The 16,702-nt window shown below is 63.1% G+C and carries 11 protein-coding genes and 1 pseudogene; 3 read left to right on the top strand and 9 right to left on the bottom strand.

Going from position 1 to position 16,702, the window contains the following annotated elements; all coding sequences use genetic code 11:
• Positions 1-3: 3 nt before the first annotated feature.
• From KUW17_RS21495 to KUW17_RS21515, 5 genes are read right to left on the bottom strand one after another with little or no spacing between them, the layout of a single operon-like run.
• Entirely contained in the window at positions 4-1,686 is a 1,683-nt protein-coding gene (locus KUW17_RS21495) for a thiamine pyrophosphate-binding protein (protein ID WP_222482361.1), read from the bottom strand.
• A 4-nt stretch (positions 1,687-1,690) separates the two neighbouring features.
• Positions 1,691-4,102, bottom strand: coding sequence for an FAD-dependent oxidoreductase (locus KUW17_RS21500; protein ID WP_222482362.1), 2,412 nt, complete (start codon positions 4,100-4,102; stop codon positions 1,691-1,693).
• Positions 4,095-6,575, bottom strand: a complete 2,481-nt coding sequence (locus tag KUW17_RS21505; RefSeq protein WP_222482363.1) for an FAD-dependent oxidoreductase — start codon at positions 6,573-6,575, stop codon at positions 4,095-4,097. The genes KUW17_RS21500 and KUW17_RS21505 overlap by 8 nt, the downstream gene beginning before the upstream one ends.
• Positions 6,572-7,861 carry an aspartate aminotransferase family protein gene (locus KUW17_RS21510; RefSeq protein WP_222482364.1) on the bottom strand — a complete coding sequence of 430 codons (1,290 nt, stop codon included), beginning with the start codon at positions 7,859-7,861 and terminating at the stop codon, positions 6,572-6,574. The genes KUW17_RS21505 and KUW17_RS21510 overlap by 4 nt, the downstream gene beginning before the upstream one ends.
• Positions 7,858-9,405, bottom strand: coding sequence for a trimethylamine methyltransferase family protein (locus tag KUW17_RS21515; protein ID WP_222482365.1), 1,548 nt, complete (start codon positions 9,403-9,405; stop codon positions 7,858-7,860). Before KUW17_RS21515 ends, KUW17_RS21510 begins: the two co-directional genes overlap by 4 nt.
• A gap of 105 nt (positions 9,406-9,510) precedes the next feature.
• Between KUW17_RS21515 and KUW17_RS21520 the strand changes: the two genes are divergently transcribed.
• Positions 9,511-10,401 carry a LysR substrate-binding domain-containing protein gene (locus tag KUW17_RS21520; protein ID WP_222482366.1) on the top strand — a complete coding sequence of 297 codons (891 nt, stop codon included), beginning with the start codon at positions 9,511-9,513 and terminating at the stop codon, positions 10,399-10,401.
• 404 nt (positions 10,402-10,805) lie between these two features.
• Positions 10,806-11,351 (top strand): annotated as a pseudogene (locus KUW17_RS21525) (tyrosine-type recombinase/integrase).
• Positions 11,352-11,557: 206 nt separating this feature from the next.
• Here KUW17_RS21525 and aguB read toward each other — a convergent pair.
• From aguB to KUW17_RS21540, 3 genes are all read right to left on the bottom strand, one after another.
• A complete protein-coding gene (gene aguB, locus KUW17_RS21530; RefSeq protein ID WP_222482367.1) occupies positions 11,558-12,448 on the bottom strand; it encodes an N-carbamoylputrescine amidase in 891 nt (296 codons plus the stop codon).
• A gap of 3 nt (positions 12,449-12,451) precedes the next feature.
• Positions 12,452-13,495 (bottom strand): agmatine/peptidylarginine deiminase, encoded by a 1,044-nt coding sequence (locus KUW17_RS21535; RefSeq protein ID WP_222482368.1) that lies wholly within the window; start codon positions 13,493-13,495, stop codon positions 12,452-12,454.
• A 98-nt stretch (positions 13,496-13,593) separates the two neighbouring features.
• Positions 13,594-14,721 carry an extracellular solute-binding protein gene (locus tag KUW17_RS21540; RefSeq protein ID WP_222482369.1) on the bottom strand — a complete coding sequence of 376 codons (1,128 nt, stop codon included), beginning with the start codon at positions 14,719-14,721 and terminating at the stop codon, positions 13,594-13,596.
• Positions 14,722-14,903: 182 nt separating this feature from the next.
• Here KUW17_RS21540 and KUW17_RS21545 point away from each other — a divergent pair, with 182 nt between their 5' ends.
• Entirely contained in the window at positions 14,904-15,824 is a 921-nt protein-coding gene (locus KUW17_RS21545) for a LysR family transcriptional regulator (RefSeq protein ID WP_261397344.1), read from the top strand.
• Positions 15,825-15,914: 90 nt separating this feature from the next.
• On the opposite strand, the gene KUW17_RS21550 is transcribed toward KUW17_RS21545, so the two are convergent.
• Positions 15,915-16,700, bottom strand: coding sequence for a carbon-nitrogen hydrolase family protein (locus KUW17_RS21550; RefSeq protein ID WP_222482371.1), 786 nt, complete (start codon positions 16,698-16,700; stop codon positions 15,915-15,917).
• Positions 16,701-16,702: the final 2 nt, after the last annotated feature.

Below are 16,702 nucleotides of genomic sequence, written 5' to 3' on the forward strand. Positions count from 1 at the left end.
CACTCACTCCTTTACCGGCGCTGTGAACAGATCCTTGCGCAGGGTCATCAGCGCACCCGGATCAATCTTGCCTTGAATGATGGTGGTCTCATTGCTGGCGATCGCCGCCTCCAGCGCCGGGCCCATTTCGCCGGGACCATCCACCCAGATGCCCCTGCCGCCGCACAGTTCCGCAAATTTGTCATAGCGCGGCGAGGTGATCTCGGCCCCCAGAAGGCGGCCGCCATAGAATTCCTGCTGATAGGCTTTCTCGGCCCCCCAGGCCTCATTATCCAGGACCACCACAATGACCGGCAGCCTGTGCTGAATGGCGGTCTGTATCTCTATCATCGTGTAGCCCGCGGCGCCGTCGCCCATCACTGCCACAACCGGGCGCTCCGGCGCGGCAGCCTTGGCGCCGATGGCCGCCGCCAAACCAAAGCCGACCAGGCCGAAGTCCAGCGGCGTGATCAGGCTGAGGGGCTCGTAATGCGCCAGCCGGTCGGCGGCCTGCAGGCAGGTGTTGCCAGTGTCAAGCGTAACGATGGCGCTCTCCGGCAGTGCAGCGCGGATCTCTGCCAACGCCCGCCGCGGGTGCATCGGCAGGGTGGCGATCCGCGCTTCCTCCGCTCGTTCAGCAGCGAGGCTTTCCATATCGGATTTAAAACTCGCGCGCCATTCATCCGCAGCTGGTTTCGTCGCGGCTGCGGCCAACGCCTCAGCCGTCAGCCGGGCATCGGCCTGCACCGCGACCTCGGCCGGAAAGTAGCGGCCCACGGCAGAGCTATCGATGTCCACATGGGCGATGCGTGTCTCCGCGCCGACATAGTCGTTGCTGTGGAAGGTGGAGTTGAAACCCAGCCGCGCGCCCAGCACCACCATCACATCGGCTTCCTTGGTCAGGCGGCTGGCTACCCGGTTGCCGCGCGGGCCGGCCTGACCTGCAAACCAGGGATGGCCGTGGCGCATCACGTCCGCGTGGCCGGTCGAGGCCACCACCGGCAGCTCCAGCGTTTCGGCCAGGGCGGTCAGCGCCGCGCGCCCTCTGCCCCATTTGAAGCCGCCGCCTGCAAAGATCACCGGGCGTTTTGCGGTGGAAAGCATTGCCGCGATGGCGCTGATATCTTCCGGCGCCGCAGGCCCCGGGCGGGCGATGTTCACCGGCTTGGGGTCTACGGCCGCAACTTCGGCGGCAAACAGGTCGCGCGGCACATGCAGCACCACCGGCCCGCGGCGGCCTGAATTGGCCAGCCGGATCGCATCCTCCAGCATCGGCGCCAGACGCGCCGGATCGGTGACCATGACCGAGCGTTTGGAGATCGGTGCAAACAGCGCCACTTGGTCAACTTCCTGAAAGGTGTCCTTGGCCTGGTCGGCCCGGGTGATGGCGCCAGCGATCACCACCAGCGGCGAATAGGCCAGTTGCGCCTCGGCCACGGCGGTCACGATGTTGACCACGCCCGGTCCCGCCTGCGCCCCCAGCACCACCCCGGGCTTGCCAGTCATCCGCGCCCAGGCGTCGGCCATATGGCCCGCCGCACGCTCATCCCGGGCGCCAATGTAGGCAATTTCGCCGTCCTGATACATCGCGTCGTACAACTCCAGCATCGACCCGCCCAGCAGGCCGAATACGGTATCGATGCCATTGGCCTTCAAAACGCGGTAGACGGCCTCGCCTCCGGTGATCTTGGTGTTGATTGTGGTCATGGTCTCAATCCTCGGAACGGGGCCGCAGGTTCTGCGGGTCAAAAACTGCTTCATCATGGATGGTCACCGGGAATTCCCGGTTCAGGATCTGCACGGTCAGCCCTTCGCACGGCGTGCCCTTGCGGACAAAAAGCCAGCCCAGCGACTTGCCAACCGTGTAGCCATAACCGCCGGAGGTGGTCAGGCCGACGGGCTTTCCCTCCCGCAGCACCGGCTCGCCGCCATGGATATCGATGCCGTCCGCGTGAAGTTCGGCGTAGAACAGCTCCCAGCCCGGATCGCGGGACAGCAAGGCTTCCTTGCCCAGAAACTCCCGGCCTTCCGCCGCCACAAACCGCTCCAGCCCCACATCCAGCGGCCCCGCGTCGGTGGTCAGCTCGCCGGAGGCACGGTAGGCCTTCTCCATCCGCATGCCGTTGAAGGCATAAGACCCCAGATCGGCCAGCCCGTGTTTCTCTCCGGCTGCAAACAGCGCGTCGTAGAGTTCGCCGATCTGCTCCAGCGGCGCGTGCAGTTCCCAGCCAAGCTCCCCCACGAAGGAAACGCGCAGGGCGTAACAGGGTACACCCGCCACGGTGATCTCCTGCGCCGACAGCCAGGGGAACGCCCGGTTCGAGAGGTCCGCATCCGTCAGCTCCGCCAGGATCCGGCGCGAGGCCGGGCCGGAGAGCGCCAGCATGCCCCAATCCTGGCTGCGATTGATCATCCGCACGTCCTCGCCGTCGTGGATATGTGATTTGAGCCAGTCAAAATCCGGGTTAGCGCGGGCAATCGGCGAGCCGGTGAAATAGCGGTCCTTCGCGATGCGCCAGATGGTGATTTCGGTCTCGAACCGGCCTTTCACTGTCAGCAGGTGGTTGAGGCTCATCCGCCCGTCGCGGAGCGGAAGCTTGTTAGCCGACAACCGGTCCAGCAGTGCACCCGCGTCCCTGCCGGTGATTTCAAACTGGGCAAAGGCACAAAGGTCGATGACGCCGGCCGCCTCTCTTGTTGCCTTGGCCTCCGCCATTGCGTTGGCATGCCAGGGCTGATGGCCCCAACCGATCTGCTCTGTCTCGCCGACCTCACCAAAGTAGCGCGGCCGTTCCCAGCCCGCGACCTCACCGAACACCGCCCCCTTGGCGGCCAGCCGGTCGTAGAGCGGGTGGCGGTTCAGCGGGCGAAGGCTCTCGAACTGCTTGCCGGGGCATGGGGTGTCATGGCGGCGCATGAACTCGTCCTTGGTGCGCTCTACGATGAAATGATCAGTCGAGAAATTGCCATAACGGCGCGGATCGAGACCGCGCGTATTGATCTGGGTCTCGCCATGCACCATCCAGTCGGCCAGCACCTTGCCCGCACCGCCGCCCCAAGCAAGGCCGATGGAAGAGCCGCAGCACAGCCAGACATTCGGCGCGCCCGACGGTCCCACCAGCATACCGCCATCCGGCGTATGGGTGATCGCTCCGCGCACCACGCGTTTGATGCCCAGCTCCGCCAGCACCGGCATCTTGCCGAACGCCACCATCAGAAAACCGCCGATGGAGTCGTAATCCGCTTCGAACAGCTCATTCTCCGCGGCCCAGGGCGCGCCCTGCGGCATCTCCCAGACGGTGGGGCAGACATGGCCCTCGTAGATGCCAATGAGGCCGGATTTCTGCTCCTGCCGGATATAGCCGCCATAGGCATTGTCGCGCATCACCGGCAGCTCCGGGCGGTCCACGAACTCAGGAACGGTATCTGTCACCAGATAATGATGCAGGCAGCTGACAGACGGAATTTTCAGCCCGAACCATTTGCCGACTTGATTGGCATAAGACCCTGCTGCAATCACCACATGTTCGGCCAGCACATCGCCTTTTTCCGTGCGCAACAGCCACATACCCCCCTTGCGCGAGGCGCCCAGCACCTGGTTGCGGCGCTCGATCTTCGCGCCACGCGCCCGGGTGGCTGCTGCCAGCGCCATGGTGACGGATGAAGGGTCGATATGGCCGTCCTCAAAGGTGCGCACGGCCGCCTTGACGCCGTCCACCTTGTAAAAAGGGTTCACCCGGGCGACTTCCTGCGGGCCAACCAGCTCCATCGGCAGGTCCAGCAATTTGCCGACCCCCATGATCGACTTCATCCAGTCGACCTCATCATCGGTTGTCGCAATGCGGAAACCGCCGACCTCATGCCAACCGATGCTCTGGCCGGTCTCCTTCTCAACCCTCTTGTAGGTCTCGATCGAGGTCTTGTTGATCCAGCCCATCAGCCGGCTGCCGACTGCGTGGGCAATTTGCCCCGCCGCATGCCAGGTGGAGCCGGAGGTCAGCTCAGCCTTTTCAAACAGGATCGTGTCGGTCCAGCCGTTCTCGGCCAGCTGGAACTGGGCCGCCACACCCATGATACCGCCGCCGATAATAGCGACTTGTGTGGTGCGGGTGATGTCAGTCATGCGCAAACGCCTCTTTGGCAGGTTTCAGCGACGCGCGGGCGGCATAGCGCGTGCAGGCGATTTCAACCTCGAAGCCCCTGACAACCGCCCCTTCCAGAAGCGCAGAGGGCAGCGCCTGACCCTGGGTGGGCGCATCGCGCCCTCCCGTGGGGAGGGTCGGGCGCGGCCCGGCGGTGCCGCCGGGCGGGACGTCAATCATCGCCAGCGCAACCGAGCGGCCATATTTGTAGCTCCAGGCGGCCGAGGTGATCTGGCCCACAACTTGGCCGCCGTAGTAAACCGGCTCATCATGGATCGGGATCGCCTCCGGGCCGTCAAACAGAATCGAGACGATCCGGCGCTCCGGCCTGTGGTCCAGCAAAGCCGCTTCGCCTACGAAGCCGGTACCAAAGGCGCAGAATGCCTCCAGCCCGGCCTCCTGCGGCGTGGTGCCGGGGCCCAGTTCATGGCCAAAGGCCCGGAAACCGCTTTCGATCCGCAAGGAGCCGCTGGCATAAAGCCCGGCGTGGCTTGCGCCCGCTGCTACTAGCGCCTCATAGGCCGCCATCGCCATATCGGCGGGGATGTAGAGCTCATAGCCCTCCTCGCCGGTGAAGCTGAGGCGACCGGCCCAGCCGCGCGCCAGGCCGATCTCAACCGGGCCAAACTGGAAGCGTTTCAGGTCCGGCACAGGACTGTTTGAAGTGGCTTGCAGCACCTCGCGAGCCTGTGCGCCCGCCAAACCAAGGATTGCATAGCCGCTAGTCACATCGGTGAACTCCACGCGGAAGTCACCTTTGGTTTCCCGCATCCGTTTCAGATCGCGCACCACTTCGCCGGCGCCGGCGATCATCAGATAGGTCTCCGGCCCGTGCCGCTGCACAGTGATGTCGCTTTCGATGCCGCCCTTGCGGTTCAGGATCTGGGCATAGGCGATACGGCCCTCAGGAATGTCCATCTGCGCGGCGCAGAGATGGTTGAGGAAGGCGCAGGCATCCGGCCCCTGCACCCAAATCTTGCCAAAGGCGCTCTGATCCAGAATGGCGGCGCCGCTGCGGCAGGCCTCCACCTCGCGGCCCACCTGATCACGCCAGGCAGGCACCCCGAAGGTCAGCGGCAGATGCGCCGCCTCGCCACCGAAATGCACCGCCCGCTCCCAGCCGCCCCGGCTTTCAAACCTTGCACCGGCCGCAACCAGACCCGCGTGGATGGGCGAGCGGCGCTGGCCGCGGGCGGTCTCCATCGACCGCCCCGGATAGGGATTGTCATAGTGGCGGCCTAGCACTTCGGGGATGCGGGCCTCTAGCGCACCCAGCACGTTCATCTCGGGGCTGAAGCGGCGGATATCAGCCTCATTCAGATCCATCGCCGGCTCGCCCGCGATGATCCATTCCGCCATCGCGCGCCCTGCCCCGCCTGCCAGCGCGATGCCGGTGGAATTCATGCCGCCCATCAGGAACAACCCCGGCACCTCGGGGCTTTCCCCCAGCATGAACTGGCTGTCGAGGGTGAAGCTTTCGGGGCCATTGAGAAGCATCCGCACCTCAGCCCTCTCCAAGGCGGGGATGCGGCGCAGGGCGTTTTCCATCATCGGCGTGAAGTGGTCCCAGTCCTCGTCCAGCAGGTCAAAGGAAAAGTCCTTGGGCAGCCGGTCCAACGGCAGCCCCTTAGCGTGGGGTTCGAAACAGCCGACCAGAAGGCCCTCGACATCGTCGCGGGCGTATAGGAAGGCATCCTGATCGTTCAGCGTCGGCAGATGCGCGCCCTTGCCGAGCGCCTGCACCTCCTGCAACGGCTTGGTCAGAATGTAGAAATGCTCGCAGGCATATAGCGGCATATGGGCGCCCGCCATTGCCGCAACTTCACGGGACCAGAGGCCGCAGGCGATCACCACTTCCTCCGCCTCGATTACATGGCCGCCAATCTCAACGCCGGCAATCCGCCCGCCTTTCTTCCGCAGGCCTGTAACGGCGGTGTCCTCAGAAATCTGCACCCCCCGTGCCCGCGCGCCCTTGGACAGCGCCAGCGCCACATCCGAGGGGTTCACCCGCCCGTCAGCAGGCGACCAGACAGCGCCAATCACATCGTCTGTTTCAATCAGCGGCCACAGCTCCTTGGCGCGGGTGGCATCCACCACCTCGGCCTCGAGGCCAAAGGCACGGCCCAGCGACACCTGCCGCTTAATATTGGTCAGCCGGTCCGGGTTGGTGGCCAGCGTCAGCGAACCTGTCTGGGTCCAGCCGGTGGCCTGGCCGGTCTCAACTTCCAGTTCGCCATAAAGGTCGATCGAGTAGTTGATCAGCCTGGTCAGCGTCGCCGAGGGCCGCAGTCGGCGCACCAGCCCTGCCGCGTGCCAGGTGGTGCCGCTGGTCAGCTTGGAACGTTCCAGCACCACGATGTCCGTCCGCCCCTCGCGGGCGAGGTGGTAAGCAATGGAACAGCCGGTAACGCCGCCGCCGATGATCACGGTCCGGGCGCGGGAAGGCAGAGTCATTGCAGCACTCCGTCCTGAACAAGCGCGGCAAACACTGCATCAAAGGCGTCCAGCGCCTCGTCTATCAGTTCCGGGGTATGCGCCGCGGAGGTCACGCAGGAGGTATGGCTCATCAGATCCACACCGCGCGCCAGCAGGCCGCCGCGCAGGCCAGCCACCAAGACAGGTGGCACGCTGCGGATTTCAACCGGGTTCAGCCCCGCCGGGTCGGCTGCACCGAACAGCAGGTGGCAGGTTGAACTCTCCCCGTAGGCGCATCCCGCGATGCCGTGCCGCGCCATCAGCGCATTAAGGCCGTCGCGCAGGCGCTCTGCCATGGCATCGGCCTGTGCCTGCGCCTCTCCGGTGGCCAGAAGCGGCATCGCCGCGCAGGCGGCCGCGGCAATCAGGGGGGAGCCGTTAAAGGTCCCCTTGTGGCTGACCGGCGGCGACAGCCCGTCCCGCGCAGCGGAATTGTTCATCAGCTCCATGATCTCCGCCCGGCCGCAGACGGCACCGCCCGGCAGGCCGCCGGTCGCGACCTTGGCCAGCGTCGTCAGATCCGGCACGATATCGTCTCGCGCCTGCCGCCCGCCAGGCGACCAGCGCAGGCCAGTAATGATCTCGTCAAAGATCAGCACCGCCCCGGCGGCCCGGGCCGTGTCATGCAGGGCGCGCAAAGTTTCCACGGGCAGCGGTACAGAGCCATAGTTGGCCCCGGAGGCTTCGATTATCACGGTGCCGATGCTGTTGTCCTGCAGGGCCGCTTGCATTGCCAGCGGATCGGCGGCGCAGACCTCGATCAAGCCCGTCACCGCATCGGGTACGCCCAGCGACGCAGCTTGCAGACTGCCCGCCTTGGCCCCTTTCAATGTGTGGTCGTGCCAGCCGTGATAATGGCCGTCGGCCCGCAGCACCTTGTCCCTGCCGGACCAGGCCCGGCCAAGCCGGATCGCCAGCATGGTCGCCTCGCTGCCCGAAGCGGTGAAACGGGTGCGTTCGGCGCAGGGAAACAGCCGGTTGACCCATTCCGCCCATTCGATCTCGGCCTCGTGGCAATCGGCGCTGAATATCGCGCGGGCGGCCTGCCGCTGCAGCGCCTCGACGACTGCAGGGTGGCCGTGGCCCAGCATCTGGCTGGCGGATCCCATCTTGAAGTCGATGTAGCGGCGGCCCTCCGCATCCCATTTCTCAGCGCCTGCGGCGCGTTCAACATAGATGGGGTGCGGCGCGCGGTAGCGCAGCTCGTGGCTGACGCCGCCCGGCAGCGCCGCAAGGGCGCGGTTGCTCAGTTCGCTGTTGCTCATGCGGGCCTGCCAATCTGTTCACGGGTGAGCCGGATATCAAAGGCCGCGCGCAGCGCGCGGTCGGTCTCATCGCTGACATGCTGCGGAAAATGCGCGCCCAGAATTTCGCGGGCCGTGTCCCGCGCCGCCTCGCCAACCGGCCGGGCGCCATCCTCCTGCCATTCGCGCGGAGACCTGCGGTCGCCAATGTGCGGATAGAAGTAGTCGGATTTCATCCGCTCAAAAGTGTGCTGCTCCCCCAGATAGTGGCCTTCACCGCGGCACACCTGGGCGATCACATCGGCGGCAATGTTTTCCGGCGTGGCCTCGACCCCGCGGATCGTGCGCAGGACGTTGCCCAGCAGGTCATTGTCGCTGACATAGGCCGCATGGCTGACGCCCAGCAGGCTCGCCTGCATGCCCGCTGCCTGGGTGACGATGTTAGCCCCTGCATGGGCAGCCATCGCCACGGCCAGGGATTTCTCGGCGCCATATTGCGCGTCCAGGCACTTGGAATCAGTGATCCCCGCGATGGAGGAGACCGGCAGGCCGAAATGCCGCCCCATCTGGGCCGCGCCCGCCATCAGGATTGCCTGCTCGCCGCCGCCGCCGCACATCGACCCGGTACGCAGATCGGCCACCAGCGGCTTGGGGGCAAAGATCGCTTTGGCCTCCGGGTCCACCAGCCGTGCAAACACCAGCCCGGCCAGGGTTTCGGCAACCGCCTGCACCAGCGACCCGGCGATTGTGGCGGGGCTGGTCGCCCCGGCCTGGCCCGCGCTGATCAGCTGCACCGGGAACCCTGCGTTGATCGCGGCCTCCAGCACCTCGCAGGCTTCCTCGGCAAAGCGCATCGGCGGCACCACATGGCAGACCATCACCGTCAGGAAGGGCCGCGCCCGGAACGCGGCTTCGCCGCCGGCGATCTGGTAGCAGAGATCCGCGATTGACCGCACGTTCTCCGGGGTGCTGATAGAGATCGAGACATGCTTGGAGGTGCCCATCAGACAGGCATAGGCGGTGTTTAGATCCATCGCTGCGTTGTCTTCGATGTCGCGGGCCACCACCGAGCGGCTGAAGTGGTGGATATTCTCCATCCGGTCGACAATCCGCGCCGCGTCATACAGGTCCGCCAGCGTCGAGTCGCGATAGGCCCCGGTGTCGAGGTCGAACACCCCCGGTGCCGCGCCGCCGGTCGACATGTGGACCCGCGCGCCACAGATCTGCAGATCGTTTTCCGGCTCCTGGCCGCACAGCTTGAACGCCTTCTGCGCGCCTTCAACGGCCCATCGCACCAGCGCCCGCGGAAACAGCAGCCTGTGGTCTTCGGTCAGCTGCCCGCCCGCGGTGCAGACCTTGTCGATCATGGACGGAATGGCCTGGCTCAGCCCTAGCGTTTCCAGAAGCGACAGCGCGGTCTCTTCGATCAGCGCAACCTCCGCAGGCGCAAGCGGTTTCAGCCGCCCGCCTTCAACACCGGGCCACACTGGCCTTACGCTGCCAGCCTCGCTGGCCGCATTGAGCCGCTCCTTGCGCCCTCGCCTTCGTTTTCCGGATGCCGCCATTTCATGAGTCCAGCTAAGTTCTCCCAAATCGTGGTGCCGGAACTCGCCATTTACAAATGGTCATTGCTCAGCAACTAATGAGCTGTACTCATCTATGGACTCCGCATGCTGCCGTCTCTCTCCGCCCTGCGCGCCTTCGAAGCCGCCGCCAAAACGGGCAGCTTCCGCGCCGCAGCTGAGAACCTCTCCGTGACCCCCACCGCGATCAGCCACCATATCCGCGGCCTCGAGGAGCAGCTCGGCACCAAGCTGTTCAAACGCTCCGGGCGCGATGTGGTTCTGACGGAAGACGGGCAGCGGCTGGCCGAAACGGCGGTTCAGGCCTTTGGCATGCTCGATGATGCGGTCCGCGCGCTCAGGCGCACCTCCCGCAGGACCGTGCGTATTGCCGCCGGCCCCATTTTCACGGCCCGCTGGCTGATGCCGCGGATCAGTGATTTCTGGGAACAGCACCCGGGAACCGGACTGGAGGTGGTACCGACGTATCAGCCGGGCGCGCAAGACCGGGAAAACGTGGATATCGTGATCCGCTGGGAACGCATGTCGGAGATGCCTGAAGGGGCCGTCAAACTGCTGGAACTAAGTCCGGTGGCGATTGCGTCAAGGGACTTCCTCACCCGGTTCGGCCCGGTGAAATCACCGGCAGACCTGCTGCAATTGCCGCTGCTGCACCAGCGGAACCATTGGGGCTGGCTGGACTGGTTCTCAGCGATGGGCGTGCGGGTTCCTGACACCTTGCGCGGCCCGGTGTTTGAGGACGCCAATGTTCTTCTGCGCGGCGCGGCGGAAGGCCAGGGTGTGATTGTTGGATGGCTGCCGCTGATTGACCAGGATCTAACCGAAGGCAGAGTTGTGCGCTTGTTTGACGAAGACATCACGCCAACCCATGGGTATTTCCTGGACGTGCGCAAAGGCAACCAATTGCGCCGGCAAACACGGGTCGCCATCGACTGGCTGACAGCCCAAAGCGCCCAAGGTTATTTTGGCCGCTATTGAACCTCTATCCAGGCCAGATAGGCTTGTCTGAAACGGGCTGACGAACGCCAGGAGCAAGCTATTCCTCCAAGGCAAAAGCCAAAACTGTGGTATTGCGGACATTCAGTAACTTTTAGGCTATGGCAGCTTTGTCCCGCGATATGAGAGTTTGCAGACCTCAAGATCGGCGCCCGAAGCGAGCTCTCGTTCTGCAGCCCCCCTGTCTGCAAACCTCACATCCGGCGGGATCTTGGTCCCGACCACTGTCCCGCTTACAGGACCGGAGAGCTCCAAAGGAACGGCACCACTCTGTGATGACTGCATCGATTGTGCCATGCCGGACTACGGCGGCATTCCCTCGGTCACTATGTCACGATGCCGTCGCAGAGCAACCTGATCTCGCTGATTGTTAGGCGTCGGGTTTCATTGTCGCTTCTTGGGCAATCCGCGTTCGCCTCGAGATCGCCGAGAACCGCAGAGCCTTGGCATTATTCAACTTCGCCGTTGACAGCAAACTGCGCGGTTGTGACCTGGTGAAGGTCAAGGCGTCTGATGTCTATGCCTCCGGCCTCGTCAAGGAGCGCGCCTCGATCATCCAAAGCAAGAAACAGAAGCCCGTGCGTTTCGAGATCACGGAAAGCCCGCGCATGTTACTCTCTAGATGAACGGACGAACCGCTGATGGTCGGCTCAGAATATCGCTGGCCCGGCCGGTTTCACGAACGTCTGCACATATCAGCGCGGCAATGCGCCCGCCTCGTACGGGACAGGGTTAGTTCCATCGGGTTGAACACCGCGTCCTACGGCACACATTCCATGCGGCAGACCAAGGTTGCGCATATCTGCAGGAAGACCGGCAACTTGCGGGCTGTTCAGCTCCTGCTTGGTCGAACCAAGATCGATGGCACTGTCCGCTATCTCGGCTTCGAGCTCGAAGATGCTCTGGCGATCACTGAAAGTATGGGAGCCTAAGGATCAGGGCCGCCTTCAATGGCGGCCCGAAGCTGCCTTCCAAGGCCGCGTTGCCTTCTGCATTGCACTATAGAACACCGGACCTTCAGTTTTCAGTGCAACTTTCCCGGTTATCGAAAGTAGCAACCAGGTTCCCGGCCTCGAAAAGCATACAGGCCGCTCCAGTCGGCTGAAGCGGCCTGCTGGCTGTGCCACTAGGAAGTGCGTCAGCCTGATGCTGTGCTGGCGTTTATTCCGTCCAGGCTTGACAGGATACCGTAATGCTCCGGCCGCCGGTCGCGGAAAACGCACCAGTAATCGCGGTGACTGGCCACTTCATCCAGGTCGAAGCTATGCACCAGGACGGTTTCGCTGACCCGGTCCGCTTCCTGCACCTTCTCGCCGTACTGGTTGGCGATGAAAGAAGACCCGTAGAAGGTCATTTCAGTTCCGTTCAGCCCGGCTTCGGTTCCAATCCGGTTGGAAGCCACCAGCGGCACCAGGCTGGCGCCTGCATGGCCCTGCTGTACCCGCTGCCAGTGGGCGGTGGAGTTCCATTGCGCGCTGCCAAGCTCGGAGCCGATGGCGGTCGGGTAGAACAGGATTTCCGCCCCCATCAACGCCATCGACCGGGCGCGTTCCGGAAACCACTGGTCCCAGCAGATACCTGCACCGATGCGGCCGTAGGCGGTGTCCCAGACCTTGAAGCCAGTGTCGCCGGGGGAGAAGTAGAACTTCTCCTGGTAGCCGAACCCATGCGGGATATGGCTCTTGCGGTAGATGCCGAGGTTCCGCCCGTCGGCGTCAATGATCGCAATCGAGTTGAACCGCGCGTTTCCGGCTTTCTCGTAGAAGGAGACAGGCAGCACCACGCCGAGTTCGCGCGCGACGCCCTGAAAGTGCTCCAGTGTCGGATGCCCCTTGGCCGGCAGGGCGCGCTTCCAATGCTCCGGGTCCTCGTCCTGGCAGAAGTAGTGTCCTTCGAACAGCTCTTGAAGCAGGATGATATTGGCGCCCTTGGCGGCAGCTTCACGGATCAGGCGCTCGCCGTTTTCCACGTTGCTCTTCACATCCGCGCTGCAGGCCATCTGGGTGGCTGCGACGGTAACCATGCGCATCGCTTAGCCCTCCACATTCGTGCCGGCCGGCACCTGCTGGGTAACGCAGCCGATACCGCCGCCGCCCACAGCTTGCCATTCGCTGCGGCAAGGGACGATTTCGCGGCCCGGATAGGCCTGCTGCAAGATCGTAAAGCCGCGGTCGTCGAGCTTGGGATCGACCTCCGGTGTCACAACCGCACCGTTGATGACATAGGCATTGGTATAAGGGGTGGCGAGCCGGCGGCCGGGCAGTTCAGTGCTGTAGGGCAGTACATCCATTTCGATGATCTCGAGCTGGCGGCCTTGCGCATCCCGGGCACTCTTAAGGATTTCAAGGTTTTCCCGCAGCAGATCGTAATTCGGGTTGGCCTTGTCAGTGACCACCTGCGCAAGAACCCGGCCCGGGGCCACATATTCAACCACATTGTCGACATGTCCGTCCGTGCCGGCATCCTCATAAAGACCCAGCGGCAGCCAGATCACTTTTTCAATGCCGAGATAGTCATGCAGGTTCTGTTCAATGGTTTTGCGGCTCATTCCGGCGTAACGGTTCACGTTGCGCATATTCTGCTCGGTGGTGATCAGAGTGCCTTTGCCGTCCACCGACATGCCGCCGCCTTCGCCGATGAAAGAAGTGCGGAAACAAGGCATACCGAGATGTTCCAGCACTTTCGACGGCATCTCCTGGGTCTTTTCGCTGACAGCCCGGCCGCCCCAGCCGTTGAAGCCGAAATGCACGCCGGCCACTTCGCCTGCATCGTTGCGCAAGAAGATAGGGCCGTTGTCACGGATCCATGAAGCATCGACCGGGGCTTCGAAGATTTCCGCAACTTCCCCGCAGCGCTTACGTGCATCTGCTGCGTCTTTGGGATCGGCGATCAGCGTGACGGGTTCGTAGCGGCTGATGGCATGAACAAGGCGTTCCGTCTCTTTGCGGAAGCCCCCAACATCGGTGCCCACTGCCTCTTCGGCGGGCGGCCAGGTCAGCAGCGTTCGGGCGTGCCGGTCAAAGCGGGCAGGCATACGGAAGCCTTGGGCGAAGGGGGTATCAGTCTTCTGTGTCATCTGGTTTTCTCCTTTGGATGGCACGCGGCACAGGGCACCCGGGCCGCGAGGGCGCAGCTTGTTTCCTTGCTGTCAGCTGAATTTGAGTGGGAGGCGGCTTAGCGGCCGGTCTTGAACCGGGTCCAGGCGCGGTTCAGCAGGCGCAGGCTTTTCTGATCGCGCGGAAGGTTCGGGAACAGTTTGCTCATCAGTTCCGGCCCGGGATAGACATTCGGATCGTTGCGGATTTCCGGGGCCACAAATTCGAGCGATGCCTGGTTGCCGTTCGGGTAGTAGTAAAGATTGGTGACGCTGGCGATGACATCCGGCTTCATCATGTAGTTGATGAAGGCATGAGCGTTCTCCGGGTGCGGGGCATCATCCGGAACCGACATGAAGTCGAAAAAGACCTCGGTGCCTTCTTGGGGGATGGAGTAGGCAATCTCGACGCCATTGCCGGCTTCAAGCGCACGGGCATAGGCAAGGCCTGCATCGCCGCTCCAGCCCAGCGCCAGGCACAGGTCGCCCCGGGCCAAGTCGTTGATGATGGAGGCGGTTTTGAAGTGGCGCACGTGCGGCCAGACCTCAGCCAGCATTTCATATGCCTTGTCGAAATCCGCTTTGTCCGAAGTGAAAGGGTTCAGGCCCAGATAATTCAAGGCGATCGCCATAATCTCTTCCGGGGAATCGATGATAGCGACGCCGCAATCGGCGAATTTTGACACTACGTCTGGATCGAAGATCATACGGAGGCTTTCGACCGGGGCATTTTCCATGCGTTCGGCAATCAGGGCAGGATTGTAGATGACGCCGGTGGTTCCCCACAGATACGGCACGCCGTGACGGTTGTCCTCATCATGCCGGGACAGGAACTCCATGATCTTCGGGTCGAGATTGCCCCGGTTCGGCAGCTTTTCCTGGTCGAGTTCGGCCAACGCACCGACTTGCATAAGCCGGTTAGCGACCAGAGCCGACGGCAACACCACATCATAGTTGGTGGCGCCGGCCAGCATCTTGGTTTCAAGCTGCTCCAGCGAGTCAAAATAGTCATAGACAACGGAAATACCGGTCTCCGCTTCAAAGCTGTCGAGCACCTCGCGGGGGAAATACTCGGCCCAGGCGGTGATATTCACCTGCTGGCTGTCTGCACTGGCCTGAGACGCCGCTGCGCCTATCAGAAGACACGCCGCCGCAGTGGTGTTCAACGCCCGCCGGTATAGAGTCCGGATTCCGGTTTTTGCTGACATGGTGGTTCTCCCTGCTGTCATGTAGCGCCCGTCTTTGACTGTTTGTGTTTCGGGGCTGGCTTCAGCGTGGCGGAATGGCTGCAATAGAACAAACGATGTTTATCGAACCGTTCAGATCGAATAGATTCATCTGAAATGGTGCCTGAAGGATCATGAAAAGACATCTGCCTCCTCTAACCTCCTTGCGCGCCTTCGAGGCCGCCGCCCGCCACGCCAGCTTCAAGCGTGCGGCGGAGGAGCTTTGCGTCACGCCGTCGTCGGTGAGCCATCAGATCCAGAAGCTTGAGGATTGGCTCGGGGTTCAGCTCTTTCAGCGGCTCAACCGGAAAGTCGTCCTGACCGACGCAGGCCGGACATATTTCGGCACCATTGCCTCCGCCTTTGATGAAATGGCTGCAGTGACCGGGCTGATCCGCAAGCCTATGCGCGGTGAAACTGAGCACCAGAAGCTGAAGGTGTTCGCCAATGCCGGTTTTGTCGAATGCTGGCTTGGGCCCCGGCTGAGCGCGCTGCAGGCCGCGGTTCCGGGGGTTCAGCTGGAGGTCGCATTCGGCAGCAGCGTCGAGGATTATCTCAGGGGCAATGCCGATGTAGCCATCCACTTCGGCCGCGGCGACTGGCCAGAGTATCAGTCGGCCTACCTCCGGACCGGCTACGAGTTTCCCGTCTGCAGCCCGGACCTGCTGCCGCCGGGGTGCCAAATGGCCGATCCTTCCAGCCTGGCCGGCTTCCAGCTGCTTCACGAAGATGATGCTTCTGGCTGGGCCAAGTGGCTTGCCTCTGCTGGCGTGCAACACCCGGGCATCCGCAATGGCCCCATTTTCCATTCCACACAGACCATTTTCAGCAAGGTGATCGCCTGCGAGGGGATCGCCTTGGGAGATGACATCGTCGCCGCGGACCTTTTGCTCTCCGGCGGCCTGATCAAGCCCGTCGGCCTGGTGCGGAAGTCCAACAGTTCGTTGTACTTCCTCCAATTCCGCACCGAAGAAAGCCTGCCGGGTCTAGCCTCGGTCCGCGATTGGCTGACCAGAGAATTGCAGTCTCACGAAGAGGAAACTGCCTTGCTGCGTCGAAATGAACCGTATCCGGCGAAGGAATAAGCGGCCTTCTCCGCCTAATGCCCTGAAATCCTATTCGGCAAGGCAAACGCCTGCGTTTCCATTGACAGGCAGCATCAAGCAAATGCCGCGCTAACCAGGTAGACGTTTAAGGTCTGCAAGATAGGGAAGACGGGATTGCGCGGCCAGAACCGCGCCTTTTCCAATGCTTGCCTTCAGCAACTCCTCGCCCGCCCCGGCTCTTGCCAGCTCCTGCCCGTTCGGCGCGATGACACAGCTGCCGCCATAATAATCCATGCCGTTTTCATGCCCGGAGGAATTTGCGTAGCAAGTGAAAACCCCGTTTTCGAACGCCCGCGCGGGAATGACGGTGTTTGCCACAACACCCCACTGAGCGCCCAAGGCTGTGGGAACCAGAACCAGCTCTGCCCCGGCCTGGGCGACCGCCCGGAAGGTTTCAGGGAACTCGGCGTCATAGCAGACCAGCGTGGCGGCTTTGAACCCTTCCAGCTCGAACAGCGTGTAGGCTTCGCCAGGGCTGAAATGGTCACCTTCAAAGCCAGGAGGCAGCAGCAGTTTGCGGTGGGTTGCCAGCAGGTTTCCGTCCTTGCCGATGCAAGAGGCCGAGTTAAACAGGTCACCGCCGGATTGCTCCGCAAATCCGTAGTGGATCGCCACCTGATGCGCCCGGGCGAGTTCCGCAATCACCTGCGCCGATGGGCCGTTCGCCGGTTCCGCCCAGTCCGAGACCCGACTGCCGATGTTATATCCGGTCAGAAACAGCTCAGGCAGCACCAGCAGATCGGTGTTCAGCCCTTGCAGCCGGGACAGACAGTTGCCTAACCAAGCCAGCCGCGCCTGCGGACCGTCAAGGTCCGCAGGGCTTTGGGCAACTGCGATATTCAGGTTGCCTGTCATGA

This window comes from Leisingera aquaemixtae (assembly GCF_019801145.1).
In the GTDB taxonomy this organism is placed as follows: domain Bacteria; phylum Pseudomonadota; class Alphaproteobacteria; order Rhodobacterales; family Rhodobacteraceae; genus Leisingera; species Leisingera aquaemixtae_A.

Excerpts from the sequence above, each read along its gene's own strand:
- KUW17_RS21505 (WP_222482363.1), bottom strand. The coding sequence starts at position 6,575 with ATGACTCTGCCTTCCCGCGCCCGGACCGTGATCATCGGCGGCGGCGTT.
- KUW17_RS21510 (WP_222482364.1), bottom strand. The coding sequence starts at position 7,861 with ATGAGCAACAGCGAACTGAGCAACCGCGCCCTTGCGGCGCTGCCGGGC.
- KUW17_RS21520 (WP_222482366.1), top strand. The coding sequence starts at position 9,511 with ATGCTGCCGTCTCTCTCCGCCCTGCGCGCCTTCGAAGCCGCCGCCAAA.
- KUW17_RS21495 (WP_222482361.1), bottom strand. The coding sequence starts at position 1,686 with ATGACCACAATCAACACCAAGATCACCGGAGGCGAGGCCGTCTACCGC.
- KUW17_RS21535 (WP_222482368.1), bottom strand. The coding sequence starts at position 13,495 with ATGACACAGAAGACTGATACCCCCTTCGCCCAAGGCTTCCGTATGCCT.
- aguB (WP_222482367.1), bottom strand. The coding sequence starts at position 12,448 with ATGCGCATGGTTACCGTCGCAGCCACCCAGATGGCCTGCAGCGCGGAT.
- KUW17_RS21500 (WP_222482362.1), bottom strand. The coding sequence starts at position 4,102 with ATGACTGACATCACCCGCACCACACAAGTCGCTATTATCGGCGGCGGT.
- KUW17_RS21540 (WP_222482369.1), bottom strand. The coding sequence starts at position 14,721 with ATGTCAGCAAAAACCGGAATCCGGACTCTATACCGGCGGGCGTTGAAC.
- KUW17_RS21550 (WP_222482371.1), bottom strand. The coding sequence starts at position 16,700 with ATGACAGGCAACCTGAATATCGCAGTTGCCCAAAGCCCTGCGGACCTT.
- KUW17_RS21515 (WP_222482365.1), bottom strand. The coding sequence starts at position 9,405 with ATGGCGGCATCCGGAAAACGAAGGCGAGGGCGCAAGGAGCGGCTCAAT.